Genomic DNA, 25,413 nt, shown 5'->3' with positions numbered 1-25,413 from the left:
TACCAGCTGGGCGGTCTCGATTGATTTGATTACTATTGCAGCTTCGGTTGTGTGCGCTCAAACGCACTCAAGCAGCCGAATAGGCGGTAGTGCCAATATCAAGTCTTTCTTTTTCTGGATCAGATCAAGCGCGAGAAGGGCGTTTGGTGAATGCCTTGGCAGCAAGAGGCGATGAAAGACGTGATACTCTGCGATAAGCCATGAGGAGCTGAGAATAAGCTTTGATCCATGGATTTCTGAATGGGGCAACCCACCTGAATGTTTGTTATTGTTAGCTGTGCTAATCAATAATGGGCATAACCAGGTATTTATGACCTGAATACATAGGGTTATAAAGGCAAACCCGGGGAACTGAAACATCTAAGTACCCGGAGGAAAGGACATCAATTGATACTCCCCTAGTAGCGGCGAGCGAACGGGGACCAGCCGAGCCTGATAAGTGACCAGAATGCGTTGGGAAACGCAGCCATAGTGGGTGACAGCCCCGTATGGGAAGCTTTGAGGGACGTATTAAGTAGGGCGGAACACGTGAAATTCTGTCTGAAGATCGGAGGACCACCTTCGAAGGCTAAGTACTCCTTGCTGACCGATAGTGAACCAGTACCGTGAGGGAAAGGTGAAAAGCACCCCGACGAGGGGAGTGAAACAGTACCTGAAACCGAACGCCTACAATCAGTCGGAGCCCCCTTGCGGGGTGACGGCGTACCTTTTGTATAATGGGTCATCGACTTGGTCTCACGAGCAAGCTTAAGCCGTTAGGTGTAGGCGCAGCGAAAGCGAGTCTTAATAGGGCGCATGAGTTCGTGGGATCAGACCCGAAACCGAGTGATCTAGGCATGGCCAGGTTGAAGGTAAGGTAACACTTACTGGAGGACCGAACCCACATCTGTTGAAAAAGATCGGGATGAGCTGTGCCTAGGGGTGAAAGGCCAATCAAACTCGGAGATAGCTGGTTCTCTGCGAAATCTATTTAGGTAGAGCGTCATCCGAATACCCCGGGGGGTAGAGCACTGGATGGGTAATGGGGCCCCACAGGCTTACTGATCCTAACCAAACTCCGAATACCCGGGAGTACTAGATGGCAGACACACTGCGGATGCTAACGTCCGTAGTGGAGAGGGAAACAACCCTGACCTACGACTAAGGCCCCCAATTCATGGCTAAGTGGGAAAGCAGGTGGGACGACCAAAACAACCAGGAGGTTGGCTTAGAAGCAGCCATCCTTTAAAGATAGCGTAACAGCTCACTGGTCTAAACAAGTTGTCCTGCGGCGAAGATGTAACGGGGCTCAAGCCATGAGCCGAAGTCTAGGATGCCGTAAGGCATGGTAGCAGAGCGTAGTGTGACATAAGATTTTATCTGAATTATCGCCAACCCGGTTATGAGGCACGGTCAAACGTGCTCAAGTAGCCGAATAGGCGGTAGCACAGATATAAATCTTTTCGATGAAGCCGGGGCGTGAGCCATCCGGTGGAGAGATCACTAGTGAGAATGATGACATGAGTAGCGACAAAGAGTGTGAGAGACACTCTCGCCGAAAGTCCAAGGGTTCCTGCTTAAAGCTAATCTGAGCAGGGTAAGCCGGCCCCTAAGCCGAGGCCGAAAGGCGTAGGCGATGGGAACTAGGTTAATATTCCTAGGCCGTGGAGTGGTGACGGATCTCGGAGGTAGTTCATCCTTATCGGATTGAATGGGCTGCTGAGAGGTTCCTGGAAATAGCCCTCCTATCAGACCGTACCCTAAACCGACACAGGTGGACTGGTAGAGAATACCAAGGCGCTTGAGAGAACGATGTTGAAGGAACTCGGCAAAATACCTCCGTAAGTTCGCGAGAAGGAGGCCCGGTTCCTAGGCAACTAGGGGCTGGGGGCACAAACCAGGGGGTGGCGACTGTTTATTAAAAACACAGGGCTCTGCGAAGTCGCAAGACGACGTATAGGGTCTGACGCCTGCCCGGTGCCTGAAGGTTAAAAGGAGAGGTGAGAGCCTTGAATTGAAGCCCAGGTAAACGGCGGCCGTAACTATAACGGTCCTAAGGTAGCGAAATTCCTTGTCGGGTAAGTTCCGACCTGCACGAATGGCGTAACGACTTCCCCGCTGTCTCCAACATCGACTCAGCGAAATTGAATTGCCTGTCAAGATGCAGGCTTCCCGCGGTTAGACGGAAAGACCCCGTGCACCTTTACTACAGCTTCGCACTGGCATCAGGATTGTGATGTGCAGGATAGGTGGTGGGCTTTGAAACCGTGACGCCAGTCGCGGTGGAGCCTCCCTTGAGATACCACCCTTCGCACTCTTGATGTCTAACCGCGGTCCGTTATCCGGATCCGGGACCCTGCGTGGCGGGTAGTTTGACTGGGGCGGTCGCCTCCTAAAGCGTAACGGAGGCGCGCGAAGGTTGGCTCAGAGCGGTCGGAAATCGCTCGTTGAGTGCAATGGCAGAAGCCAGCCTGACTGCGAGACTGACAAGTCGAGCAGAGTCGAAAGACGGCCATAGTGATCCGGTGGTCCCGAGTGGAAGGGCCATCGCTCAACGGATAAAAGGTACGCCGGGGATAACAGGCTGATACTGCCCAAGAGTCCATATCGACGGCAGTGTTTGGCACCTCGATGTCGGCTCATCTCATCCTGGGGCTGGAGCAGGTCCCAAGGGTACGGCTGTTCGCCGTTTAAAGAGGTACGTGAGCTGGGTTTAGAACGTCGTGAGACAGTTCGGTCCCTATCTGCCGTGGGTGTAGGAGACTTGAGAGGAGTTGCCCCTAGTACGAGAGGACCGGGGTGAACGATCCACTGGTGGACCTGTTGTTGCGCCAGCAGCAGTGCAGGGTAGCTATGATCGGACAGGATAACCGCTGAAGGCATCTAAGCGGGAAGCCCCCCTCAAAACAAGGTCTCCCTGAGGGCCGTGGTAGACCACCACGTCAATAGGCCGGAGATGTAAGCGCAGCAATGCGTTCAGTTGACCGGTACTAATCGCCCGATAGGCTTGATTTGATCCAGTAATGGAAAGACAAACCCACCGCCTCAAGTAACGAAGCGGTAGGCCAAATCAAAAGCATACACTTCTTAGACCAAGGATAACTTCGTTGCATCAAGCAGCGATGTTGATTGATTATACAACCGTGCAGGAACGCGCATCCGCTTCGCGAATACGCTGCCTCCTGCCCGTCGCCTTTTTGCAGAGCAAAAAGAGCGACGAGTTTTTTCCCGGTTTGGTGATCATAGCACGCGTGAAACACCCGGTCCCTTCCCGAACCCGGAAGTTAAGCACCGAAGCGCCAATGGTACTGCGTCTCAAGACGTGGGAGAGTAGGTCATCGCCAAACCTGGTAAAAACTCAAAACACTCTCTCAAAACGATCAAACAGTATGCGACCCAGACCTCAAAGAGCGCAAGCAATAGGTCAACGAATGGTCTCAACCAGCCCAACAGCCGGTAGACCAATCAAAGACCTCAAGTAGCGTAAGCGATAGGTCACATAAAGTGTCGCGGGATGGAGCAGCCCGGTAGCTCGTCAGGCTCATAACCTGAAGGTCGTAGGTTCAAATCCTACTCCCGCAACCAAAATAAACAATACAATAACAACGCATTACGCACCGCCCAAGGGCGGCTCTTCGCGTTGGCACGACGGCACTGGAAGCACTGTGGAAGCAAGCAGAGCCAGTTGGAACCGTGGCGGAAACGCAACAAAGATCAATCCAAACGCGGAAGATCAATTGTGCCATTCTCGACCCGCTCAGTTACGTCCGCCGTCTCAAGTATTCGATAGATGTCCTCAGCGTATTTGGGAAAGTCTTCAAGCGGGATGGGTTTCAGATTCGGGCCGCCGCCAATAAACAACAGATTTCCCCAGATCTGATCGTAACCGACTTGAAGGAAGCAGTTCATGGATTCGGCTGGATGGCGCTCGAATTCTTTGTAGCAGACAACGACGTGTTGGGGGATGGGATCGGCAGCTGAACTCGGGGTGTAAACAAGGAACTTGCGACCTATCCAAGTATCGTCATTTGGTCTTGAATACTGCCGCAGTTCGTATTCGACGTTACCGATTGTCTTATATCCAACAGATTTACTGCGCTCAGCGTAGGGGTTAAAATTTTTTCCCCACGTGAAAAGGCCATTGATCATTAGCCCAACCATAGCCTTGTCGAAGCTCAGCCCGTCTACCCGTCGCGGGTTGTAGTAGAACCGTATCGCCCGCTTTCCATCGGGAGCTGCTGCCAGATTGCTTCGGCAGGCACGAAAGAAATAGGGGCCGACCTGAACAATGCCGCCCTCAGGATATGGAATTGTGTCGGCCCTCGATATGTGGATATCGCCCCCGCACCAAGGCTGACTGTGATCGGCAGGCGGCGCGGGGGCATACCGATCTGCATGAACCGCAGAGCCAAATGAGCAGGCTAGATATACAGCTAAAGGAAGAAATAATTTGATGTTAATCATCCTATAGGGTTTTTTCGACGTTACTCCCTGAGAGGATTACGCATGAGCTATCAGATTTCAACCTCAAAACCTAACGGTCGTAGGTTCATACCCTGCTCATGCAATCAATATTTAAAACACAATAACAACACATTAGACACCATCTTCGAGTGGCTCTTTGCGTTGGCGTGATGGCGATGGAAGCAAGCGGAAGACATTCGGTGGCGTGGCGGAAACGCAACGATCGCGTATTGGGCAACCAAGTGGTGAGGGCAGCGCGCTACATGTTGCGACAAGTCTGCATAGAAAGTCCCCTAACCTTCGCGATCATCTGTTCTCGTTGACTGCGCCGCGAGCTCCATCCCAACTACTAGTTAGGCTGTTTGCGACGAAAATGAAATTAACTTGCTTGGCAGCGAAGCCGAGATAGCATGACGATCACCACCAGGATGATTTGGGAATTCCGGAGATCAACACTAGATTGAATAACTTGGTTCTAATTGCATTACTGGCGATAGTGCTTAGTCTGTTTAACTCTTCACTAAAACTGCATGCTGTAACTCCTGAACTTGAAGCCAGAGCAAGACAATTGCCTAGGGTCGAAGGTACTGTGATTGGTGTAACTTCTGAAGGACAGCTGCTGTTACATCTCGAACAAGATGGAGCGGAAAAGAAGGTCATACGAGTTCGTCAGTGGGGGTACGAAGCGGAACCTGAATTGTTGAGCTACCTAGTGCTTGGCCGAAAGGTAACCTGCGTCATACTATACAATGCCGATGAATTTCTCGGTGGAGAGTGCTTCTTAAGCTACTTCCCAGAATATGAAGCAGCTTCCGAGTGGAGAGATCGAAAGGGCCTATCAAGTGTCTCCAACTACTACGGCGGGTCAGTTACGTATTATCTAAATCAATTAAAAGTTGGATCACATCACTGCAATGAAGATGACCGGCGGCTTATTGCAGAAACTCCAAATGAGTCACCTCATCGACGAGATCACTATTTAGGGCGCTGTGACTATTTTGATCAACTCAATGAACGGAAATGAAAGCTGAAGGCTGATAGATTATGATTTTAGATTTGACTGCCAGCAATGCAATTGTATTTACGAACTCCAGTGATTTAACTGCGGAGCAGTTTGAAGCCGAGAAAATACCATTAAGGGAAGCCTAAAAGCGCTTTTCACCAACGCTGCTATGAAGTAGCAACGCCCTCTGACTCGCGGGCATTGGTTGCCAAGGTTGACCAGTTCAAATACGGCTTGCTGCGTGGTCAGGTAGATACTGTGGGAAAGCTAGAAGCTGCAACTGGTTCAAGCTTCTTCCATAACTTTTCACCATACTCTGGTTGAGCTTCTGCTAAACGGACCATCCTGATTGCCAGGGCCTGTGCTGGCAGCACATCGTCAACGCGCGAAAGCTTACCCTCTGCAAGGTGGGCTGCAACCAGAGAGTGGGGCAACCAGGCAACACCGATTTCATCCACGGCGTATTGCAGCACAGCCAGCGTCAGGGCAGTTTCGGCCCTGGTCAAGGCGTTCGTACCTTTGGGCAAACGCGGCGCGATCATCCGAGAAAAAACCTGCCCAAGAAAGACTTCGGGCGGGTAGCTGATCGTTGGAATTTCTGCATCAGTTGCTTTAGTGCGCAACGCAGGCGCACAGACCGGGATCAGGGTATCCGTCCCAATTGTCTTGGCCTCAAACGCGTTTCCAGGTTCGGGCATTCTGTCATCTGGGACCGCGTACATGATAGCAAAATCAACCTCTTTCGAGATCAGTTGCAGCAAACATTCGTCCTGATTCCCCGAACGCACGCGTACCGAGGTTTCGCGATCTTGCGTCAGAGCGCGGACAACCTTGGGCGAAACGGTTGTAGTGAGTGCATGTTGACAAACAAAGGACAATGATTTGCCCGCCTGATCGCTCTCAGTCTTCAAGGTATGTCGCAGTTTGTGTAAACGCGTGCTGAGTTCACGCAGTTCAAGTTCCAGTGCCTGCACACCTGGCATCAGTGATACAGGTTTGCGGCGGCGGTCGAAAAGCGTCGCACCAATATTGTCTTCGATAAGTCGCACCCGGCGGGTAAAGGCGGACTGAGTCAGCAAGCGCTTTTCGGCAGCGCGGGCCAGAGAGCCGCTATCAAGCACGGCCAATATGTCATCGATCCATTCAAGACGCATGAATTGCAGATAACGCAGTTCGTTTTAATATGCAATATTTGCAATGTAGGTGTCAAATTTCGCATTAGCAAATGGCGTTGCGTGCGAGATAAGTTGACGAAAATCAATATTAGGAGCTATCCCATGCATCTTGCCCGCTTCCCTCGCCTGCATCTTGCCCATCTTCCTACGCCGCTTGAACCGATGACACGGCTGTCAAAAGAGCTGGGGGTCGAAATCTGGATCAAACGCGACGATTGCACCGGCATGTCGACCGGGGGCAACAAGACCCGCAAGCTTGAATTCCTGATGGCCGAGGCTGAAGCGCAGGGAGCAGATATGGTAATGACACAGGGGGCCACGCAAACCAATCACGGTCGCCAGACCGCAGCGTTTGCCGCCAAGTTGGGGCTTGATTGTCACATCCTTCTGGAAGATCGCACTGGCTATGACGATGCCAACTACAACAACAATGGCAATGTGTTGCTTGACCATCTGCATGGCGCGACCACGGAAAAGTTTCCCGGTGGCCACGACATGCCGGGTGAGATGGAGAAAGCCGCCGACAAGAAACGGGCAGAGGGACATAATGTCTATGTCATTCCCGGTGGCGGCTCGAACCCGACCGGCGCCCTTGGTTATGTGAACGCAGCATTTGAGCTTTTGGGTCAGGCCAATGACAGCGGTCTGAAAATTGATCGATTGGTGCATGCAACCGGATCTTCGGGAACTCAGGCCGGGCTGGTCACTGGAATGTGCGCCATGAATGCGCAGGTGCCCGTGCTGGGCATAGGCACAAGGGCACCACAGCCCAAGCAGGAACAGATGGTCTATGACCTCTCTTGCAAAACAGCTGATAAACTGGGCTGCGCGGGTGTGGTCAAGCGCGAAGACGTGATGGCCAATACCGACTATGTGGGCGAGGGTTATGGCCTGCCGACTGCAAGTGGCATAGAGGCGATCCAGATGTTTGCCGAACTGGAAGGTATCCTTCTGGATCCGTGTTATTCGGCAAAGGGTGCCGCGGGCCTGATCGATCTTGCACGCAAGGGTGAGTTCAAAGATCAACGGGTCGTTTTCCTGCACACTGGCGGCGCGGCGGCTCTCGGCGGTTATGACTTCGCTTTTGATCACCAAAACCGATGGGTGTCGGTCTGAGCCATGATGCTGCGACCGATTGGCATCCTTGGTGGCATGGGGCCCGAGGCGACCAGCCTCCTCCAGCGCAAGCTGGTGGAGGCAGTGCCAGCGAGCGATGACCGCGACCACATTCCGCTTTTGATCGATATGAACCCCCAGGTGCCGTCGCGGATTGCCCATCTGATCGAGGGCGCGGGCGAAGATCCGGGACCGACGCTTGCCGCAATGGCACGTCGCCTTCAGGATTTCGGAGCTTTGGCGCTGGCCATGCCCTGCAACACTGCGCATCACTATGCTAAAGCGATCACAGATGCAGTGGACATACCGCTGTTGAACATGGTTGAGCTAACCGCAGACCATGCCACCAAGGCGATTGGATCGGGTGGGTGTGTCGGTATGCTTGCCTCGCCCGCAATGCGCCGCACCCGTCTTATCGAAACGGCATTGCGCGTGCGGGGGCTATCGGTCGTCTGGCCCGCCGACGATGATCCGATGCTGGCGGCAATCCGCAAGATTAAGATTGACGGCCCCTGTGTTGAGGCGCGCGAAACTCTGCGCGCGGCATCAAAGGAACTTGCCGCAGCAGGGGCAGACCTACAATGCGTGGCCTGTTCGGAATTCTCGCTCATCGCCGACAGCGTTGCCGCAGAGGCCAATGCCATCGATACGATCGACCTTCTGGTTCGCGCGATGATCGAGTTTTCTCAAACAGGTCACTTAGGCGAGACAGAGTAGCGGGCGCGACTTCTGTTGGGGGCGGCAAGCACTTCAAAACGGCTTTGATGGCTCACAGACGATCCCACAACTGGTGCGCGATCTGATCAAAGGCCGCCGGATTGGAAAAGGCAGAAATCGTTAGCGTAGCGCTCCATGCATCATCGCCAATCGGTACCAGCAATCCATCATCAAGTTCTGCTGAAATCGCGGTCTCAGGCATCCAGGCGAAGCCGCTTCCTGTCATCAGACGCCGTTTGATCGTCTCGACCAGACTATCGACATAGATCGTCTCGGCATTCAGCGGTTTCCGGTCTACAGTGTTTTCAACAACCATGCCCAGAAACGATGAACGGTCATAAGCCAGATAGGGAATTGGCGGACGATCCTGTTTGGCCAGGTCCCAGCCCATAGCCCGTGCTGGTTCAGCAGCGGCCACGGGTAATAGGCGATCCTTCAATAGGTCCTTTCGCGCAAAGGCGCCTTCATCGATCATTGGCGAGACTGAGTGGTGGTAATAGCACAATAGGATATCCACTGCGCCCTCGACCAGAAGATCGCAGCAGGTGCTTAAGGAATCAGACAGTACACGAGTGCGCAGATCGGGGATTTGCAGTTGCAACTCTTCGATCCGAGTTGCCAGAAAATTGACCGCAATCGTGTGAAGCACCGAAAATCGAATGAAACGACTATCACCCCGGTCGGCATCCCGCAGCGACTGACGTGCTTCCGAGAGCTGCGAGATCGCCGCCAGCGCGACCGGCAGGAACTGTTGACCTGCCTCTGTCAATTGAACCGGATAGGTAGCGCGGTTGACCAGTGGCAACCCAACCCAACTTTCTAACGCTTTGATTCTACGACTGAACGCGGATTGTGTGATGTTACGTTCATCGGACGCACGGGTGAAGTTCAAGGTCCGGGCGAGGCATTCGAAATCGCGCAGCCAGTTCAAATCCAATGGATGATCCTAAATCTAAAAGGGGGCATTGGCCAAATATAGCCATAACTATGCATAAAAAGAATAGTTTGATGAAATGTTCGAATTGGCTCTTTTCAAACCTCCTGAACTACACTTCCAGACAGGGTCTGACGGTTTGTCTCGATGTCAGCCTTCTGTCCGCAGTTGCAGCACGAGGCAAGTTGGCACGAACCTATCGCGCGATGGGGAAATCGAACGACCGATAAAACGACGCCAAAATAGGGCGCAATTCAACAGAGGAGACTATCATGAGAACCAAACTGAAATCGCTGGGCCTCGCGGCTGCGGTCGGCATCTATGCGATGCCCGCTCTCGCCGCCGAAGAGGTCAAGATCGGTGTGCCATCTTGGACCGGAGCACAGGCCATTGCACATCTGCTGGGTGCTGTTGTGGAGATGCGCGTTGGTGGGAAGGTTGAGTTTGTGCCGGGAAACAACGCCACGATCTTTCAGGCGATGGACCAGGGCAAGGGCGACATCGACGTGCATCCCGATGTCTGGCTGCCCAATCAGGAGAGCTTTACCAAGAAATATGTCGATGAGGCGGGTACGGTTACCCTGTCCTCGAACCCCTATGAGGGCAATCAGGGTTTTTGCGTCAGCAAGGACTTTGGCGAGGCCAACAACATCACCGACATAGCCGATCTGGGGCGCCCGGATGTCGCCGCGCTGATGGATAGCGACGGCAATGGCAAGGGTGAGATGTGGATCGGCGCGCCGGGCTGGGCTTCGGCCAATGTGAATGAGGTCAAGACGCGGGACTATGGCTTGCTTGATTTCATCGAGCCGGTGCGCGCAGAGGAAAGCGTAAAGACCGCGCGGATCAAGGACAGCATCGCCAAAGGCGAAGGCTATGCCTTCTATTGCTACAAGCCGCACGCAGTCTGGTACATGTTCGACGTTCAGATGCTGAGTGAGCCGACATTTGATCCGGAAAAATACGTGATGGTTCAGCCCTCTGACGACCCGGATTGGTACACCAATTCCAGTGTCGCCACCAAAGACGCGCTGAAGAACGTTCAGATCGCATGGTCCAATACCCTTCCGGATCGCTCTCCGGCGATTGCCGATTTCTTCGCGAACTTTGCATTGACGTCAGATGACGTCAGCGAGTTCGCCTATGAGATCAGCGGCAAAGGCCGCGATCCGGCAGAGGTTGCCCGTGAATGGGTCGAGGCCAACCCCGATCGTGTGGACGCTTGGTTGGGCCTCTGATCCCGCTTCCAGAAACTACAGGGTGGTGCCGGCTGGCGGCGCCACCCAAGCGCAGACCTCTGGAGGGCCCATGAGCAACGATACCGTTATCGAGATTTCGAATGTCTGGAAGATCTTCGGAACCCGACCTGAGGTCGCGCTGCAAGCGATCCGCGACCAGGGGCTGAGTAAGGCCCAGGTTCTGGCCGAATACAATTGTGTTGTTGGCGTCGCGGATGTCAGCCTGTCGGTCAACCGGGGTGAGATTTTCTGCATCATGGGTCTTTCCGGCAGCGGCAAATCCACTTTGGTCCGCCATTTCAATCGATTGCTTGAGCCGACAGATGGCAAGATCGAGATAGAGGGCACCGACGTGATGGCGCTGGGGCCAAAGGAGCTGCAGCAATTTCGCAACAACAAGATCGGCATGGTGTTTCAGAACTTCGCGCTCATGCCGCACCGGTCGGTGCTGGATAACGTCGCGATGCCGCTGGAAATCCGTCAAGTCAGCAAGAATGAGCGGATGCGCCAGGCCGCCGCCATTCTGGACATTGTCGAGCTTGGTGCCTGGGGATCGAAATTCGCGCACGAGCTGTCAGGCGGCATGCAGCAACGTGTGGGTTTGGCCCGCGCACTGGCGGCCAACCCGGACGTGTTGTTGATGGATGAACCATTCTCGGCGCTTGATCCGCTGATCCGGCGGCAGTTGCAGGATGAATTCATCCGGTTAAGCAAGATCCTCAAAAAGACAACGATCTTCATCACCCACGACCTGGATGAGGCGGTCCGCATCGGCAATCGGATCGCAATCATGCGCGATGGCAAGGTGGTGCAGATAGGAACAGCCGAAGACATCGTGATGAACCCCGCCGATGATTATGTCGCCGATTTTGTTGCGGGCATTTCACGGCTCAAAGTGGTGCGCGCCCATGCAGTCATGCGGCCCATCCCTGAACATATCGAGGCCCATGGGCCCCTGTCATCTGATGCGCCACGCGTCAATGAGGGAGAAAACCTGAGCACGCTCATTAATCTGGCGATCGACAACAGCAGCGCCATTCTGGTCGAAGACGGTGGCGTGGATATTGGCGTGATTACCCGCGCCGATCTGCTGCGCACCGTGATCGAAGGGACCGAAGTGTCATGAACACCTCTGATGTTAATCCACTGGAAGATACCGAAAGCGATGCTGCGCTGGCCTATGCTGAAGAGCGGCGCGAAAACATCCGCTCCTTTGTGCGCACCAGCCCTGACTATTACATCCGCAATTTCGACAAGATTGGTGCCTCGTCCCGATTCACGCCAACCTTCAACCTGATGGCAGGGCTATTTGGCCCGGTGTGGTTTGGCGCACGCGGGTTATGGTCATGGGCGCTGCCCTTTCTGATCCTCGAAACGATCGCTTTCGTGCAGATCGCCCGTGGACTGTTCGGCGACCTTGCAGCCGATGCCATGGAGCGCATCGCCTCGATCGAAGGAACGCTGGAATTGCGCCGCCAGCAGCTCGCCGCAGCGATCGAGAACAACTCGGACAAGATCGATGTCTATCGCCGTACCGTAGAATCGCTTGAGGAAAACATTGGTGGGATCCGAGCAGAGGCCGAGGCGTTGGCCGCCGAAGGCCCCACTATTGTTTTAACGGGCCTTGTCATCTTGATCATCGTGAAAGCGGTGCAGTCACAGGTAGCCAACTGGGCGCTTGAGGCCCGGTTTTCTGACTGGTTGTCGGATCGCTCGATCCGCTCAGCCATGCCGGTGTCACAAATCGTGTTCAGCGCGATCTTCATGGTGCTGATCGTGACAGCCGCTATGATGCATTATAGTTTTCCCGGCCGGTTTTCGCTACTCAGCCAGTTTCCCACAGATCCGAACATCCGCCTGACCAGTATCACCTGGGTGGAAGAGTTCATCGCGTGGTGCGTTCGCAATAGTGTGGCCTTCTTTGACGGGCTGACATTTGGCATCCGCGCGCTGCTAGACGCGCTCGAAGTCATTCTGGTCCAGACGCCATGGATCGTGATCGCCAGCCTGATCATATTGCTGACCTGGTTGACGGCAGGCATCAGCACGGCGATCTATTCGGGGGCATTTCTGGCCTATATGGGCCTTCTGGGTTTCTGGGAAGGAGCTATGACCACGCTGGCATTGTTGGGTACAGCGGCATGCCTGTCGATCGTGATCGGTATTCCGCTGGGCATGTTCGCCGCCCGCCGCCCACGGTTTTACGCCTTTATTCAGCCGATCATGGATTTCATGCAAACTATGCCCGCCTTTGTCTTCATGGTACCCGTGATCGCGTTCTTTGGCGTGGGCAAACCAGCGGCTGTTGTTGTCACGATGATCTTTGGCGGCACGCCGGTCGTGCGCCTGACGGTTCTTGGCCTGCGTGGTGTGCCCGAAAGCGTGCGCGAAGCGGCGATCAGCTTTGGTGCCAACAAGTGGTACCTGCTCACCAAGGTCGATTTGCCACTGGCAAGCCCGTCGATCCGGGCAGGGATCAACCAAACGATTATGCTGTCACTGGCGATGGTCGTCGTCGCTTCGCTGATCGGGGCCAAAGGACTGGGCGAAGACGTGCTGGAAGCGTTGCAATATGCCAATGTGGGCCAGGGTATTCTCGCCGGTTTCTCGATTCTGTTCTGTGCAATGATCCTTGATCGTATCGTGCAGGGCGGGCGCAAATGACACCGATTGTATTTGTCCATGGGTTTTTGGGCGGCAGTCGGCAATGGCAGGGGCAGGCCGAAGCTCTGGCAAAATTCGGCGCCATCGCCCTGGACTTGCCGGGATTTGGTCAGAATGCGCAGCTCGAAACCTTCGGTAGCATTGCGGGCTTCGCCGAGTGGGCGCTGGAAGAATTGTTGGCAAGAGGCATCCAAAGGTTCCACCTGATCGGCCACTCGATGGGCGGGATGATCGTACAGGAAATGGTCGCCCGCGCACCCGAACGCATTGACCGTTTGGTGCTCTATGGCACTGGCACCATGGGGGTTTTGCCCGGGCGGTTCGAGACGATCAGCACCTCAAGGCATAGGGTCAAAACAGACGGACCAAGGGCCACGGCCAGACGCATTGCGGCAACCTGGTTTCTGGAGCGCGAGAATGCTGCGGCCTATGAGGGTTGTGCTGCAATCGCGGAGCAATGCAGCCTGCAAGCCATGCTAACTGGGCTCGACGCGATGGAAGGCTGGAGTGGTGCGGAACGCTTGGCGGGTATCAAATCCCGAACACTGGTGATCTGGGGCGACCGGGATCGTACTTATCCATGGAGCCAAACCGAACAATTATGGCAATCCATTCCTGACGCCAACCTTGCGGTCATACCTGATTGTGCACATGCCACCCATTTGGAGAAGCCCGGGATGTTTAACGAAGTCCTGCGCGATTTCTTCGCAACCTGAGGAGTTTCCTCTCTGAAGGAATCACTCAGAAGTTCGTCACTGACGTTTATTGCTGCACAAGCCTGATATGCCCCGCGCATTACGAGCGCATACTGATTGAGAGTTTACATCGGCGTCATAAGGTCTATTCAACACTGGGGTCAGAACTTCGGTAACGGTTCTGTCTCAGTCAAGAGCTTTTGCGCAAGCAGATTGATCTTCCTACAATTGGCAAGCACTCCAACCGGCATCCATCTGCAATCAAACTATACCACTGAGGTTGCTCTAGTTGTGAATTGATCTGCAACACTGTACGGGAATTGTCGATTGCGGGTCTCCGCCGTCAATCCCTCCCTCCTGTCCGCTCGGCACTCAAGTAGACGAAATTGGTCCATTCGTAAGTATTGAACTATCAATAAACACTTTGTCGTTTTCTTTCCGGCCAGAACTCATCGACCACTATATATGCGACTATCACAAAGATTGCCGCGCTGGCGACTTGCAAAACACGTGTAATACTTTTGACGTCCGCTTCGTCTGAGAAAGGTGCAATTGACCCGCCATACACGATCAAAGCTGTTGTAATGGCCGATCCTGCGGCGGCGGCCAATGGAACCTGGGATTTCCCGAGCGTGCCGAGGGTCAGACAGAAGAAAAAGCACAGAAGGATTGGAGTAAGGATAATCGGAGCGATGACGTTAATCTCATAGCAGATAATGGATACCGCAGCGCCAAGCAGATTTGCAGTTAACATGGCCTTCGCAACAGTTTTTCCCGCCGCGGGCATCGCTGCAAGCTGTTGGCTTAGAAGCGCAACAAAAAACAACACAAGTAAGGCCGAAGCCCCGGAAACGAAGAATGCCAATGCAAATGGAACCGTGACCAAGGACATTCTAACAATGCGCCTTTGCGGATCAAAGTCCTGCTTTGGCGTACCTTTGGGCTTTGCATCAGCCGGCGGCTGCGCAGGTATGAGTACAAACATTAACGTCGATGCAAAACCTGCAAATAACAAATTCAATGGGATCCAGAACACCAACACCAAGGCCAAATCCTGAGATTGCAGCACGAGGTTCGGGATCATCAAGGCACCCATTAACGCGATAACACCGGGTAAAACCCCCGCGCCAGAGACGGACCACACAAATGACAGGACTATTCCGATGGCGACCATAATCAGAAAAACAACCGGGTAAGGGGCGAAGATCGATGACAGCAGAAACGAGATGAACATCAGCCCAATCGAAAACATGAACAGCTTGCCAAACGCCGCTAACGGCAAAGCCGCAGGTGCCTGAAGGAACAGGGCTGCAAACACAGCGCCTACAACAGCAAGCGGCCAACCCAGAAGTAAACCCAGCGAAAATAAACCGGTGACGCCAATAGCTAACCGAAGAATTGAGTGACGGTCTTCAATACGCATAAGACAGAACAGAAACCGCGCGAATGTACGTGCGGCCAACAAGATTCAATAAGGAATTTTCACTGAGGTACATGATGACATCAGCTTGCCCGTTCAACTGAAAACGAAGGTCGTCCTCGGTGCTCCCGGCTTCATACCCCGGCAAAACGATCCGCACCGGGAACCGCTCTGGTTCACGTAAAAACCCTTTGGTGCTTGGAGGGCTTGCCAGTTGGCCTGGCTCGTCCCCACCACTTAAAGACACTGCGGCACTAAAGCTCTCGATGACGCCGGGAATAATCTGGCCCGGGTGCATGTCCAGTACAACGTCTACAGGCGAGCCCACAGCTGCCCTGCCAAGGTTGTTTTCGGTAAAATAGGCCTCGATCCAGACATCCGTTGCATCCAGGAAAGTCAAAAGGTCCTGACCAGAACGCGCGTAAGTTCCCGGCGCAATCACCAAGTTTGAAATCACACCCGTTGCAGGAGCTCGCAGCTCTGTCCATTCAAGGTCTAGTTCCGCATCAGCCAAGGCCGCCAGCGCCCGCTGAATTTTCGGATTTTCCAGTCCTTCATCGCCTAGCCTCTGCTTGGCCTTTTCAAGATCGGCCTTGGCATTTTCCAGGTTGGCCTCCGACTCGGCCAATTGCCCGCGTGCATCGTCGGCGCGGGAAACGGCTATCAAACCTTTCTTTTCGAGTGCAAAAACGCGTTCAGTCTGAAGGCGGATCGTATCCAGATCACTTTGCGCGCGGGCCAGTTTTGCTTGAGCGGCACTTACCTCTGCGGACGACGCCCCGACCTCTTGTGTTGCGGCTTCAAGATCAGCTTCCGCCTTGGCCCGGTCGATCTCGTATGGCCGTCTGTCAATCCGTACAAGGACGTCACCTGCGGTTACGATCTGACCGTTTTCCACCAGGACTTCGGTGACGGTTCCGGTCACCTGTGGAACAATTTGTGTGGCGACGGCCTTTACTCTCGCATTGCCCGTGAACGGTGTTTTCCGATCTGCCACTAGATACCAGATAAGAAAAACGAGAATGATCGCGAATGTGATCCAAATCGTTTTTCTCATTCCGCTGCTCCGTCGGCAGTCTCTGCGGTCTCGGGCGAAGCGTCGATCCAGACCTTGAACAATTCATAGAAAACCGCGAACAATACCGGCCCCATGAAAATGCCTATCAGGCCATAGGCCATCATGCCACCAAGGACACCGATGAGAATAACCAGCATGGGTGTTTCCAAACCCTTGGAGATAAACACCGGGCGTAGGAAACTGTCCATGATCATTGTCGGGACAGCAAGGACAGTGAAAACCAAGGCCACTCCTCCGGACATAGTACTCCAAGCGTATATAATCACGGGGAGCAGAACCAAGCCCGGCCCAATCTGAATAATCGACAATATCAGGCAAACGAAAGCGAGCGTCGCGGCTGATGATATTCCAAAAACCGCTAACAAAACCCAAACAACAAAGGCTTGGATAGCGGCAACCCCAATCACGCCCTTGGTCACATTGCGGATCGTGGCGCCGGCCAGATTGATAAATTCACCGCCGCGTGGTGCAAACACGCGATTGGCAAACCTCTGAAGCCCTTGGACCAATTGTGGGCCGGGGCTGAAAAGCGCACCCATGATTATCACGGATAGCGCAAGCCCAAGCAGGCCAATACCTATTCCCAGAACCTTCCCGAAGAGTGACTTGGTAATCTCCAGAATTTGCGCCCCGTACTTCGCAAGTGCACCATCAAGGTTCCGTTCAAACATGGTCCAGACGTCTGCGATCTTGCTTCCGACCAACGGCAATTCCTTGATGCCTTCTGGGGCGGGCGGAATTTTCAATTCTCCGCTGTTGGCCTGTTCAGCAAATTCCGATCCAAGCTCGGCCGCTCCCGAGACTGCGGTTGCAATCGGACCTAATGTCAGTACCAAACCCAACAAAACTATGATCGTCGTGGCTATTGATTTGCGCCCTCCCAACTTGCTTTGAAGCCAGTCGAATATTGGGTACAGCGCAACGCAGAGAATTGTCGCCCAAATGACCACACTAGCAAGTGGGGCGACCATAACCAGCGCGCTGTAAAGGAAAAGCCCGAGGAAAAGTAATCGTATTGCGAGATCGACGATCTTGGCATCCTGGGTCTTTTCCATTCCATCCCTCCAAAGTTGTGTTTGGAGAATGTTACACTCAAAAAACACGATGTATATATTTTTTCAGTGCCAGACAGAGCCCATCTGTCTGAAATATAGTTAAAAACCCAGAGCGCAAAATTCACAACGTGACGACAACACGCTGGCCGCAGCTATTTTCACGCTAGAAAATGATGTTACCTACTTGCCTGAATCGTCGTCGCTTTGAGAGAGGATTGCGTCCGCAACTGTAGTCGCTGCTGTCACGAAAACTCCAAGACCGACGATGATGTATATCATCGTAAAAATCTTGCCCGCGGCAGTTTCCGGTGAAAAATCACCAAACCCGACTGTCGAAATCGTCACGACTGAAAAATAGGCTGAGTCCAACCAGCTCCATCCCTCGACGTAGTGGTAAAAAGCTGATGCCCAAAAGATCATGCCAACGGTAAAAGCTAGAATGCTCTTGACCCTGCCATCCTTGAGCGCGACGCCTATCCCTCTTGTTATTCTGGTCAATGAGTTCATCGTGCCCTCTCATATTGCCGAGTTCACTGTTATCATATTTTCAATAAACTCAATATGTTGATTGTCAGCCATAGCCGGCATTCAAAGCGTATTTTTCTAAGGCTCAGGTCTCATAAGCAATAGATAACCGTTGCGGCGAGTGCGACTCCTGACAGGAAGACCTTGGGACTTCCGTCGTATCGGGTTGCGACGCGTCGCCAATCCTTGAGCCTGCCGAACATGATCTCGATGGGGTTATGCCGTTTGTACCGGTGCTTGTTGCATAGCACAGCTTTAGAGCGGGACTTTCGATCTGGGGTACATGGCTTTTTGCCCTTGTCTTGCAGGGCTTCTCGGAACCAGTCAGCGTCATAGCCGCGAGCCCCAAGGAACCATTCGACCTATGGCAAGCTGCTCAGCAGTGCCCGTGCGCCGATGTAATCGCTGACCTGCCCAGCGGTGACAAAGAAGCTGATGGGCCGTCCCTGGCCGTTGCAAGTGGCATGAAGTTCCGTGTTCGACGGCCAGCCCTATCATGATTGGGGCAAAGACACATTTGTCGCTCCACCGTTTCCAGCGGTTATATAGCGTCTTATGTGGCCATATCCTTTGGGCGCATCACGCCATCGTAAGCCATTACGATTGATGAAGATAAAACCACTCGGCACACGTCTGTCATCAACACGTGGCCGACCATGGGATTTGGGGAATTAGGGTTCCTGACGTGCCATCTGCGCGTCTGTCAGCCAGTAGAGATCAGACATGTTCACTGCTCGTTGTTCGAACCGTGAAACAGGTAGTTCTGCGGAAATCAATGGGTCTGAACCCTAAATTGAACCAATACCAGAAGTGCTCCGGCTGTGGGACTCGCAGGTGCAGCAATCATGATCTGAGTTTGGAGCCCGTGCTCAATTGAGATCTTTGTCTTTCCAATATTTCGTGCCTGAAGCATTTGCGTTAACGCGCCACCCTGTCTTGCTCAGTACGAAGAACATCCGCCCATTTGAGAAACTGACTTCAGCCGTCGTTCGTTCGTTGCCTTGCATTGCGCCCGCATCTGCCGAAGCATCATATCCGTTTTCTACAAAGCGCTGGAAATCGACTGGCGTCTCGAACATGATGACGAACTGGGATTCAAAGCCGCCAATTCCGAATGCGGCACCGGCTCCTCCGGTCCCCATTTGCATGTAAGTGTGGGCCCCTTCCGGAAGAGACACGGCAACCCCGCGGCCATATCCGGCAGAGAGCGGAAATATGGAAATTCGCCGCATATCGAAAGCAGCATACCCGGCACTCATCTCCAATGCCCGGGCAGCCTCCGGGTTCTCGTCAATCAAACGGGCTAGAACCTCATCTGTCATACGGTCGAGTTTGGTTCTGGTCGCCTCCGGTGTCTCTTCGTCTTTGACCAGCTCGCTGGTCGATCCGATGGCGTTATCAACTGCATCAACACCTTTTTTGCCGACTTCGCCGACTTTGCCTGCGCCCTTCTTCAGGTTATCCAGAAGGCCTTCGGCATTTGCACTACCGGCACTTATTGCTAGCAAAAGAAGCAAGATTTTTTTCACGATATCATCGCCTTTTTTCAGACAGGGTTGGGTGCGTCGACATGCAAGCAGCCTTCGTTTCGCAATTGCGGTGAACTTGATTGTTAATCGTACAGACGGATTCTTCGTTGGCCAACAGCGAACTCATGCGACCGCAGCGAAAGGTAGAAGAGTCCCGCCCCATTCCAGTTCATGTGCCATGCAGCGAAAGGGCGTTATGGTTATGGTGCCTCATTGCTGGGTTCAATGACCGGTTCGGCGAAACCCGCAGCGTTTCCGCAAACGCCTCGTCGCGCCTGCAAAGGTTTTCTGCGTAAGCGAAAGCCGCGCCGGCAAAAAGGCAGAAAACTCCGCATTGCTGCTAATGGTTGAGCAGTGCTCGAAGGTCCACTCAGGGCAGAATTCTGCAATTTAAACAATCTGGAATGTGTTGTATAAACCCGCCTCAAACAAATAGTAGCGCTGGTAATCATCGGTGAGCCTTAAACGCAATCCTTGATCCAACCGACATTCACCGCGCTATTCTTGCTGATCCGCCCATGGGTGAGTTCGACTCCACCAAGACAACACTTCAGGGAAAACAAACTGTCTCTCGAGCAAACTGTGCAATCTTATTGGGGCGATCGCAGGTTAATATCCTTCCCTACAGAACTTGTAGGTGCGCATCAAAAGGATGCGTTGCCTTCATTGATTTATTCAGAAGAATTGGGTGCGTTCGCCCATAAACTCGTGCGACATTTGCGCATAAGTTTGCACGATTTGCCCATAAGTTTGCGCGACTAAAAATACGCGCTCTTTTGATGGCAGATGTAGTGTCATTCCGACAACTTTGACGCATTGATGCTCAATCAAAGAAGAATGCTGATTGGCAAACTTCAGCCCTAATATGAAGGACGCAGCTCGTTCCCGGGCTTGGGGTAGGTCGCGGAGTTGGAATCCAGTGGCAGCAGCTCAATTTCTGTGGAAAGTCGTTAGGTGCAAGAGCTGGTTCAGCCGGACGAACCGGGGGCCGTCGTTTGCCTCAGCTATGGGTCTGTGGTCGAGATACGGACGGGAATTGACCTTAGCCGGTGTCCGCTCCGGTTCTTATGCGTTATCAGATTATCCGCCCAAAAACATATCCCGCCGCAAGTGAGCCGAGAACGGCAAGCAGAAGATAGAGCAGAAATGGCTTCAATTTGAGTACCGGCGCTATGGCTATCGCCCCCCAAATGCTGACCACACCACCCGAGATCAGAAAAGCCATGGCAGCGCCCTCGGACATGCCATTGTCAATCAGTCCACGCGTCAGCGGGAGCGCAGCGTACCCATCGATATAGGCTGGAGCGCCCACAAAGACGGCAGCAGGTATGGCCCACCATTGATCCTCGCCAACATAAGCCGCAAGCACCCCCGGGGTCAGTGCAGCGTTCAGGGCGTATTCGGCCGCGAAGGCAGGGACCAGGCAGATCAGGATCAGCCGAGCGGTAGCCCAGAATTGCTTGGCAAAGGATCGCCGACGCGCCTCGGTTTTCCATACCTGCGGATCGAAGGTCTGGTCTCTACCACATCGGGCAGCGCTCAGTTGACGCGCCAGACCGTTGTCACGAAGTGCGTTCAATGCCCAAGGCGTCTTGGCAAATAGTCCGGTGACTGCGCCACCGAATAGACCTAACCCGAACGCTGCGAGTGTTTTGCCAATCGCAAAGCTCAAGCCAAGTGTTGCTGCCGTTGTCGCGAGCATTGCAGGATCTGTGATAGGGGACGACAACCAAAACGCCATGATCGGGGCGAGCGGCACGCCCGCCGCCAACAATCCAGCCATCAACGGTAGCACTGTGACACCACAGACCGGCGTGATGGCCCCGATTAATGATGCCGCCATCACTGTACGAAGCGTCCTGCCCTCGAACACGCCGGCAATATGTGCATCTGCTCCGCTTGCGATGATCCACGCAGCAAGAACGATGCCCGGAATGACAATGGGGGCAACGACAACGAGACCCCACAGGACGAACTTGGCGGCATTCGCGATGTGTTCCGGCCAAGCAAGACCGATGCCGACCAACAGCAACAGGCACAGGCCCCATACCACATAGATTTTGCCTAATTGTCGGCGGGCAATTGTCTGATCGGTCATAGGACGCTCCTCTGACCTTGAGAAATAGGGATTGATAAGTCATGTGTGAAACGAATAGTATCAATTTCTGATATTGGATTATCGAATGGAAAACTTAGACAGCGATTTGCTGCGCACCTTTGTCGCTGTAGCCGAAGCGGGAAGCGTCACGGGCGGCGCGGCCCGTATCCACAGATCCCAATCCGCCACAAGTCTCCAGATCAAACGTCTCGAATCCATCCTCGGCCACCCCGTTTTTGAGCGGCATGGGCGCGGGGTGGCCCTAAGCGATACCGGTCGCCAGCTGTTGCCCGTTGCACAGGAAGTGACCGCACGCCTCGACACAGCACTGCGGGACATTTCCCAAACTGCCGTGACGGGTAAACTACGCATTGGCATTCCAGATGATCATGGTCGAACAAAGCTGGCGCAGATTATCGCAGCATTCACCCGTCACCATCCACAGGTCGAACTGGATGTGACCTGCGCTTTGAGCACGGGTTTCCCAGACGCGCTCGACAAGGGATCGCTGGACCTTGCGGTTTATGAAGTAGAACGACCAGAACAACATGAAGAACTGTTGTTTGCAGACCCAACATGCTGGGTGTCAGCCGCGCATCGGGAATTCCAAACCGATGAAAGCTTACCGGTGGCCTTGTTCGATCACGCCTGTTGGTGGCGCGATGTCGCAATCACTTCCTTAAAAGACCGCGGAAAACCGTATCGCATCGCCTATTCCAGCCAAAGTGTCTCTGGCGTAATCGCAGCAGTAGAAGCTGGGATTGCGGTCGGACTACTGGGCCGTACCTCGCTACATTCAGGGCTGTCAGTCGTGGGGGAGAAACTTGGCTTTGGAAATACGCCCGCCTCGAAGCTGGTGATGGCCGCAACCAGTTCAAGCGAAGCTGGGCCACAGGATGCCATGAAAACCGCTATCCGCACTGCGTTTCTAACTGGGGATTAAGAAAACAGCTCTGCCGCGGGTTTCAGCGAACGAGCAAGTTGAGGTTAGTGCTGACATTGGCTGAATCTTAGCGAGCGTCTGCTCTGAGGGAATTACCGGCTTTCGTTGCATGCACACTAGTGGCTGCTTTTGTCTATTTGCCCCAAGAAGCTACCACGTTGCCATCGAATGCAATTCAATTGAGTCGGATGGAAACGGGGAGACGGCATCAATTTGTGGTAGCGTCAGTCAACGGTCAATAATTTGACTGAACCGAACAGCCGAAAGCGAATACTCATGTTTGAACCGACACAGGTCCGAGAAGAGGTATCCAGTTTTTGCGCGCTTTGTGTATCGCGGTGCGGTGCAATAGCAACCGTTGAAGACGGGCGGCTGACATCGCTGTCGGCGGATCCTTCACATCCGACGGGGCGGGCGCTCTGTATCAAGGGCAAGGTTGCCCCCGAATTGGTCTACCATCCGGACCGGCTTGAATATCCGATGAAGCGCACACAGCCAAAAGGCGCTGCTGATCCTGGGTGGCAACGGATCAGCTGGGGCGAAGCATTGCGCACAATCTCTGACAATTTAAGGCGTCTTTCCGATCAACATGGCCCCGAGACTGTTGTCTTCAATACTGCGTCCCCGTCGACCTCTGCCATGTCTGATTCCGTAGAATGGGTCAGGCGGTTAAGGCGAGCTTTCGGCAGCCCGAACCAATCCATTTCAATGGAACTGTGCGGTTGGGGCCGGTATTTGGCCAACCTTTACTCATTTGGGTCGGCTTTACCCGCGGGAGTAATGCCGGATCTGGAAAACGCGGGTTGTATCCTGTTCTGGGGTTACAATCCAACGGTCTCGCGGATTGCCCATGCCACGGCAACCAGTGCGGCCAAAAAGCGTGGTGCACAGTTGATCGTTGTAGATCCGCGCAATGCGGGATTGGCGCGGCAGGCTGACGCTTGGTTGCAAGTTCGTCCAGGCACCGACGGAGCATTGGCGTTGGGATTGTCGAATGTCATGATCCAAGCGGGTTGGTGTGATCAAGCGTTTTTGCGCAGCTGGTCGAATGCACCGATGCTGGTTCGAGATGATACCAAACGGTTGTTACGCGCTTCTGATTTGGCGGTTGGCAAGCCGTTTGACAGCTACATGGTCTGGTCTGGAGCAACCAAGGAACCAGTGGTCTGCGAACATGGCGCCGACACCAGCAGCTATGCCCTCTCGGGTTCATTCGAAGTGGCAACCTTGGATGGACCAGTGACCTGTCGCCCGGTCTTTGCACTTTGGGCGCAAATCTGCGCTCGCTATACCCCAGATAACGTAGAGAAAATCACCGGCGTCGCGGCATCGGAAATCACGCGGACGGCCAAGATGATGTGGCAATCGCGGCCTGTTGCCTACATGACCTGGTCAGGACTTGAGCAGCAATCCAATGCAACCCAGAGTGCGCGATCCATTGGGCTGTTGTATGCGTTGACCGGCAACTACGATACCAAGGGGGGCAATGTAGAATTTCCCGCCGTCCCGACCAACAACATCCAAGGGGACGAGTTTCTGTCGGCAGCGCAACGGGACAAGACTTTGGGACGGGTCAAGAGGCCTCTTGGCCCGGCAAAATATGATTTTGTCGCCTCGGCCGATATCTACGACGCCATTCTGGACGAGAAACCCTACAAAATACGGGCGATGATTAACTTTGGCTCGAACCTGTTACTGGCCCATGCAGATGGCGCGCGTGGTTACGAGGCGTTGAAGGCGCTTGAGTTCAATGTCCATATCGATCTTTTCATGAACCCCAGTGCCGAGCTTGCCGATATCGTTCTGCCTACGACGAGCCCGTTCGAGTCCGAAGGGTTGAAGATTGGATTTGAGGTAAGCGAGGACGCATGTTCCCTTGTTCAGTTACGCCAGCAACTGGTCGAGGCACGAGGTGAGGCAAGGTCGGACATCCAGATTGTTTTTGACCTGGCCTGCCAGCTTGGGCTGGGGGATCTGTTCTGGGACGGTGATGTCGATGCTGCCTACCACCACCAGCTGTCGCCTAGCGGATTGACACCAGAGGCCTTGCGCGCAACTCCTGAAGGCATTCGTGTGCCGTTGCAGACGACCTACCAGAAGTATCAGGCCCTCAAAGACGGCGTGCCGCGCGGATTTGATACTCCTTCGGGGAAAGTAGAATTCTATTCTGAAATCTTGATGGATCACGGATATCCGCCGTTACCTGACTATGAGGAACCACAGGTAGGCCATTGTGCCCAACCGAAACTGGCGGCGAGATACCCATTGATCCTGACCTGCACCAAAGATTCACTCTTCTGTGAGAGCCAGCATCGTGGATTGCCAAGCCTGCGCCGTCGCGCACTGGAGCCTCAAGTCGACATGCATCCAGAAGCTGCTGAAGCGCGAAACATCAGTGCTGGTGATTGGGTGCGTGTAAAAACGCCCAAGGGCCATGCCCGTGCCCGAGCACGGCTGGACAAAACCCTTGATCCCAAGGTGATCTGTGGTCAGCACGGATGGTGGCAAGCTTGCCCGGAACTTGACGCACCAGGCTATGACGTATTGGGCGAAAACACAGCGAACTTCAATCAGATGATCGGTCAGGATGCGTTGGACCCAGTCAGTGGATCAGTTCCTTTACGCGCATATGTCTGTGAGATTGAAGCGCTTTAGTGAAATTGACTGCTTTCCTTTCCAATGAAGACCTAACCCAGGCGCGGATCGGGCTGTTTTCAGCCTGATCCTAGTTCTCAATTAACCAGCCTTCAGATAAGGGATCGCACCGAAATGTCCGTGTC

The 25,413-nt window shown here is 53.8% G+C and carries 18 protein-coding genes, 1 tRNA gene, 2 rRNA genes and 1 pseudogene; 12 read left to right on the top strand and 10 right to left on the bottom strand.

Going from position 1 to position 25,413, the window contains the following annotated elements; translation table 11 throughout:
• Positions 1 to 122 precede the first annotated feature (122 nt).
• The 3 genes from AB1E33_RS08775 to AB1E33_RS08765 all read left to right on the top strand — a co-directional run bounded on the left by AB1E33_RS08775 (position 123) and on the right by AB1E33_RS08765 (position 3,564).
• Positions 123 to 2,994 (top strand): 23S ribosomal RNA (locus AB1E33_RS08775).
• 217 nt (positions 2,995 to 3,211) lie between these two features.
• A 5S ribosomal RNA gene (gene rrf / locus AB1E33_RS08770) occupies positions 3,212 to 3,326 on the top strand.
• Positions 3,327 to 3,487: 161 nt separating this feature from the next.
• Positions 3,488 to 3,564, top strand: a tRNA-Met gene (locus AB1E33_RS08765).
• Between the two features lie 129 nt (positions 3,565 to 3,693).
• Here AB1E33_RS08765 and AB1E33_RS08760 read toward each other — a convergent pair.
• A complete protein-coding gene (locus AB1E33_RS08760; RefSeq protein ID WP_372576886.1) occupies positions 3,694 to 4,443 on the bottom strand; it encodes a hypothetical protein in 750 nt (249 codons plus the stop codon).
• A gap of 460 nt (positions 4,444 to 4,903) precedes the next feature.
• Here AB1E33_RS08760 and AB1E33_RS08755 point away from each other — a divergent pair, with 460 nt between their 5' ends.
• Positions 4,904 to 5,467, top strand: a complete 564-nt coding sequence (locus tag AB1E33_RS08755) for a hypothetical protein (RefSeq protein ID WP_372576885.1) — start codon at positions 4,904 to 4,906, stop codon at positions 5,465 to 5,467.
• Between the two features lie 224 nt (positions 5,468 to 5,691).
• Here AB1E33_RS08755 and AB1E33_RS08750 read toward each other — a convergent pair whose 3' ends face one another.
• The gene (locus tag AB1E33_RS08750; RefSeq protein WP_372576884.1) at positions 5,692 to 6,600 is read right to left on the bottom strand and encodes a LysR family transcriptional regulator; all 909 of its coding nucleotides are present in this window, start codon (positions 6,598 to 6,600) and stop codon (positions 5,692 to 5,694) included.
• Positions 6,601 to 6,723: 123 nt separating this feature from the next.
• On the opposite strand from AB1E33_RS08750, the gene cuyA reads away from it, so the two are divergent.
• Positions 6,724 to 7,737, top strand: a complete 1,014-nt coding sequence (gene cuyA / locus AB1E33_RS08745) for a D-cysteate sulfo-lyase (protein ID WP_372576883.1) — start codon at positions 6,724 to 6,726, stop codon at positions 7,735 to 7,737.
• A 3-nt stretch (positions 7,738 to 7,740) separates the two neighbouring features.
• Positions 7,741 to 8,454 carry a cysteate racemase gene (gene cuyB, locus AB1E33_RS08740; RefSeq protein ID WP_372576882.1) on the top strand — a complete coding sequence of 238 codons (714 nt, stop codon included), beginning with the start codon at positions 7,741 to 7,743 and terminating at the stop codon, positions 8,452 to 8,454.
• 52 nt (positions 8,455 to 8,506) lie between these two features.
• On the opposite strand, the gene AB1E33_RS08735 is transcribed toward cuyB, so the two are convergent.
• Entirely contained in the window at positions 8,507 to 9,385 is an 879-nt protein-coding gene (locus AB1E33_RS08735) for a LysR family transcriptional regulator (RefSeq protein ID WP_372576881.1), read from the bottom strand.
• A 275-nt stretch (positions 9,386 to 9,660) separates the two neighbouring features.
• On the opposite strand from AB1E33_RS08735, the gene AB1E33_RS08730 reads away from it, so the two are divergent.
• From AB1E33_RS08730 to AB1E33_RS08715, 4 genes are all read left to right on the top strand, one after another.
• Positions 9,661 to 10,626, top strand: a complete 966-nt coding sequence (locus tag AB1E33_RS08730) for an ABC transporter substrate-binding protein (protein ID WP_372576880.1) — start codon at positions 9,661 to 9,663, stop codon at positions 10,624 to 10,626.
• Between the two features lie 70 nt (positions 10,627 to 10,696).
• Positions 10,697 to 11,752, top strand: coding sequence for a quaternary amine ABC transporter ATP-binding protein (locus AB1E33_RS08725; protein WP_372576879.1), 1,056 nt, complete (start codon positions 10,697 to 10,699; stop codon positions 11,750 to 11,752).
• Positions 11,749 to 13,290: an ABC transporter permease gene (locus AB1E33_RS08720; RefSeq protein ID WP_372576878.1), complete on the top strand. Its 1,542-nt coding sequence runs from the start codon at positions 11,749 to 11,751 to the stop codon at positions 13,288 to 13,290. Before AB1E33_RS08725 ends, AB1E33_RS08720 begins: the two co-directional genes overlap by 4 nt.
• Positions 13,287 to 14,006, top strand: a complete 720-nt coding sequence (locus tag AB1E33_RS08715; RefSeq protein WP_372576877.1) for an alpha/beta fold hydrolase — start codon at positions 13,287 to 13,289, stop codon at positions 14,004 to 14,006. Before AB1E33_RS08720 ends, AB1E33_RS08715 begins: the two co-directional genes overlap by 4 nt.
• 391 nt (positions 14,007 to 14,397) lie before the next feature.
• On the opposite strand, the gene AB1E33_RS08710 is transcribed toward AB1E33_RS08715, so the two are convergent.
• The 7 genes and pseudogenes from AB1E33_RS08710 to AB1E33_RS08680 all read right to left on the bottom strand — a co-directional run bounded on the left by AB1E33_RS08710 (position 14,398) and on the right by AB1E33_RS08680 (position 21,690).
• The gene (locus AB1E33_RS08710) at positions 14,398 to 15,408 is read right to left on the bottom strand and encodes a DUF2955 domain-containing protein (RefSeq protein ID WP_372576876.1); all 1,011 of its coding nucleotides are present in this window, start codon (positions 15,406 to 15,408) and stop codon (positions 14,398 to 14,400) included.
• Positions 15,398 to 16,462: an HlyD family secretion protein gene (locus AB1E33_RS08705; protein ID WP_372576875.1), complete on the bottom strand. Its 1,065-nt coding sequence runs from the start codon at positions 16,460 to 16,462 to the stop codon at positions 15,398 to 15,400. Before AB1E33_RS08705 ends, AB1E33_RS08710 begins: the two co-directional genes overlap by 11 nt.
• The gene (locus tag AB1E33_RS08700) at positions 16,459 to 17,538 is read right to left on the bottom strand and encodes an AI-2E family transporter (RefSeq protein WP_372576874.1); all 1,080 of its coding nucleotides are present in this window, start codon (positions 17,536 to 17,538) and stop codon (positions 16,459 to 16,461) included. Before AB1E33_RS08700 ends, AB1E33_RS08705 begins: the two co-directional genes overlap by 4 nt.
• 180 nt (positions 17,539 to 17,718) lie before the next feature.
• Positions 17,719 to 18,045, bottom strand: a complete 327-nt coding sequence (locus AB1E33_RS08695; protein WP_372576873.1) for a potassium channel family protein — start codon at positions 18,043 to 18,045, stop codon at positions 17,719 to 17,721.
• A 110-nt stretch (positions 18,046 to 18,155) separates the two neighbouring features.
• A pseudogene (locus tag AB1E33_RS08690) lies at positions 18,156 to 18,788 on the bottom strand (transposase).
• A gap of 144 nt (positions 18,789 to 18,932) precedes the next feature.
• Entirely contained in the window at positions 18,933 to 19,592 is a 660-nt protein-coding gene (locus AB1E33_RS08685) for a lipid-binding SYLF domain-containing protein (RefSeq protein ID WP_372576872.1), read from the bottom strand.
• A 1,075-nt stretch (positions 19,593 to 20,667) separates the two neighbouring features.
• On the bottom strand, positions 20,668 to 21,690 hold the full coding sequence (locus AB1E33_RS08680) for a permease (RefSeq protein ID WP_372576871.1): 1,023 nt from the start codon (positions 21,688 to 21,690) through the stop codon (positions 20,668 to 20,670).
• 85 nt (positions 21,691 to 21,775) lie between these two features.
• Here AB1E33_RS08680 and AB1E33_RS08675 point away from each other — a divergent pair, with 85 nt between their 5' ends.
• Both AB1E33_RS08675 and AB1E33_RS08670 read left to right on the top strand, forming a co-directional pair.
• Positions 21,776 to 22,633 (top strand): LysR substrate-binding domain-containing protein, encoded by an 858-nt coding sequence (locus tag AB1E33_RS08675; protein WP_372576870.1) that lies wholly within the window; start codon positions 21,776 to 21,778, stop codon positions 22,631 to 22,633.
• A gap of 276 nt (positions 22,634 to 22,909) precedes the next feature.
• Positions 22,910 to 25,288: a molybdopterin-containing oxidoreductase family protein gene (locus tag AB1E33_RS08670; protein WP_372576869.1), complete on the top strand. Its 2,379-nt coding sequence runs from the start codon at positions 22,910 to 22,912 to the stop codon at positions 25,286 to 25,288.
• Positions 25,289 to 25,413 lie beyond the last annotated feature (125 nt).

Origin of the sequence: Ruegeria hyattellae (assembly GCF_041537925.1) — a bacterium.
In the GTDB taxonomy this organism is placed as follows: domain Bacteria; phylum Pseudomonadota; class Alphaproteobacteria; order Rhodobacterales; family Rhodobacteraceae; genus Ruegeria_C.
This window is presented reverse-complemented; position numbering and strand designations above follow the sequence as displayed.

Excerpts from the sequence above, each read along its gene's own strand:
- AB1E33_RS08760 (WP_372576886.1), bottom strand. The coding sequence starts at position 4,443 with ATGATTAACATCAAATTATTTCTTCCTTTAGCTGTATATCTAGCCTGC.
- AB1E33_RS08750 (WP_372576884.1), bottom strand. The coding sequence starts at position 6,600 with ATGCGTCTTGAATGGATCGATGACATATTGGCCGTGCTTGATAGCGGC.
- cuyA (WP_372576883.1), top strand. The coding sequence starts at position 6,724 with ATGCATCTTGCCCGCTTCCCTCGCCTGCATCTTGCCCATCTTCCTACG.
- cuyB (WP_372576882.1), top strand. The coding sequence starts at position 7,741 with ATGATGCTGCGACCGATTGGCATCCTTGGTGGCATGGGGCCCGAGGCG.
- AB1E33_RS08730 (WP_372576880.1), top strand. The coding sequence starts at position 9,661 with ATGAGAACCAAACTGAAATCGCTGGGCCTCGCGGCTGCGGTCGGCATC.
- AB1E33_RS08725 (WP_372576879.1), top strand. The coding sequence starts at position 10,697 with ATGAGCAACGATACCGTTATCGAGATTTCGAATGTCTGGAAGATCTTC.
- AB1E33_RS08720 (WP_372576878.1), top strand. The coding sequence starts at position 11,749 with ATGAACACCTCTGATGTTAATCCACTGGAAGATACCGAAAGCGATGCT.
- AB1E33_RS08715 (WP_372576877.1), top strand. The coding sequence starts at position 13,287 with ATGACACCGATTGTATTTGTCCATGGGTTTTTGGGCGGCAGTCGGCAA.
- AB1E33_RS08710 (WP_372576876.1), bottom strand. The coding sequence starts at position 15,408 with ATGCGTATTGAAGACCGTCACTCAATTCTTCGGTTAGCTATTGGCGTC.
- AB1E33_RS08705 (WP_372576875.1), bottom strand. The coding sequence starts at position 16,462 with ATGAGAAAAACGATTTGGATCACATTCGCGATCATTCTCGTTTTTCTT.
- AB1E33_RS08700 (WP_372576874.1), bottom strand. The coding sequence starts at position 17,538 with ATGGAAAAGACCCAGGATGCCAAGATCGTCGATCTCGCAATACGATTA.
- AB1E33_RS08695 (WP_372576873.1), bottom strand. The coding sequence starts at position 18,045 with ATGAACTCATTGACCAGAATAACAAGAGGGATAGGCGTCGCGCTCAAG.
- AB1E33_RS08680 (WP_372576871.1), bottom strand. The coding sequence starts at position 21,690 with ATGACCGATCAGACAATTGCCCGCCGACAATTAGGCAAAATCTATGTG.
- AB1E33_RS08675 (WP_372576870.1), top strand. The coding sequence starts at position 21,776 with ATGGAAAACTTAGACAGCGATTTGCTGCGCACCTTTGTCGCTGTAGCC.
- AB1E33_RS08670 (WP_372576869.1), top strand. The coding sequence starts at position 22,910 with ATGTTTGAACCGACACAGGTCCGAGAAGAGGTATCCAGTTTTTGCGCG.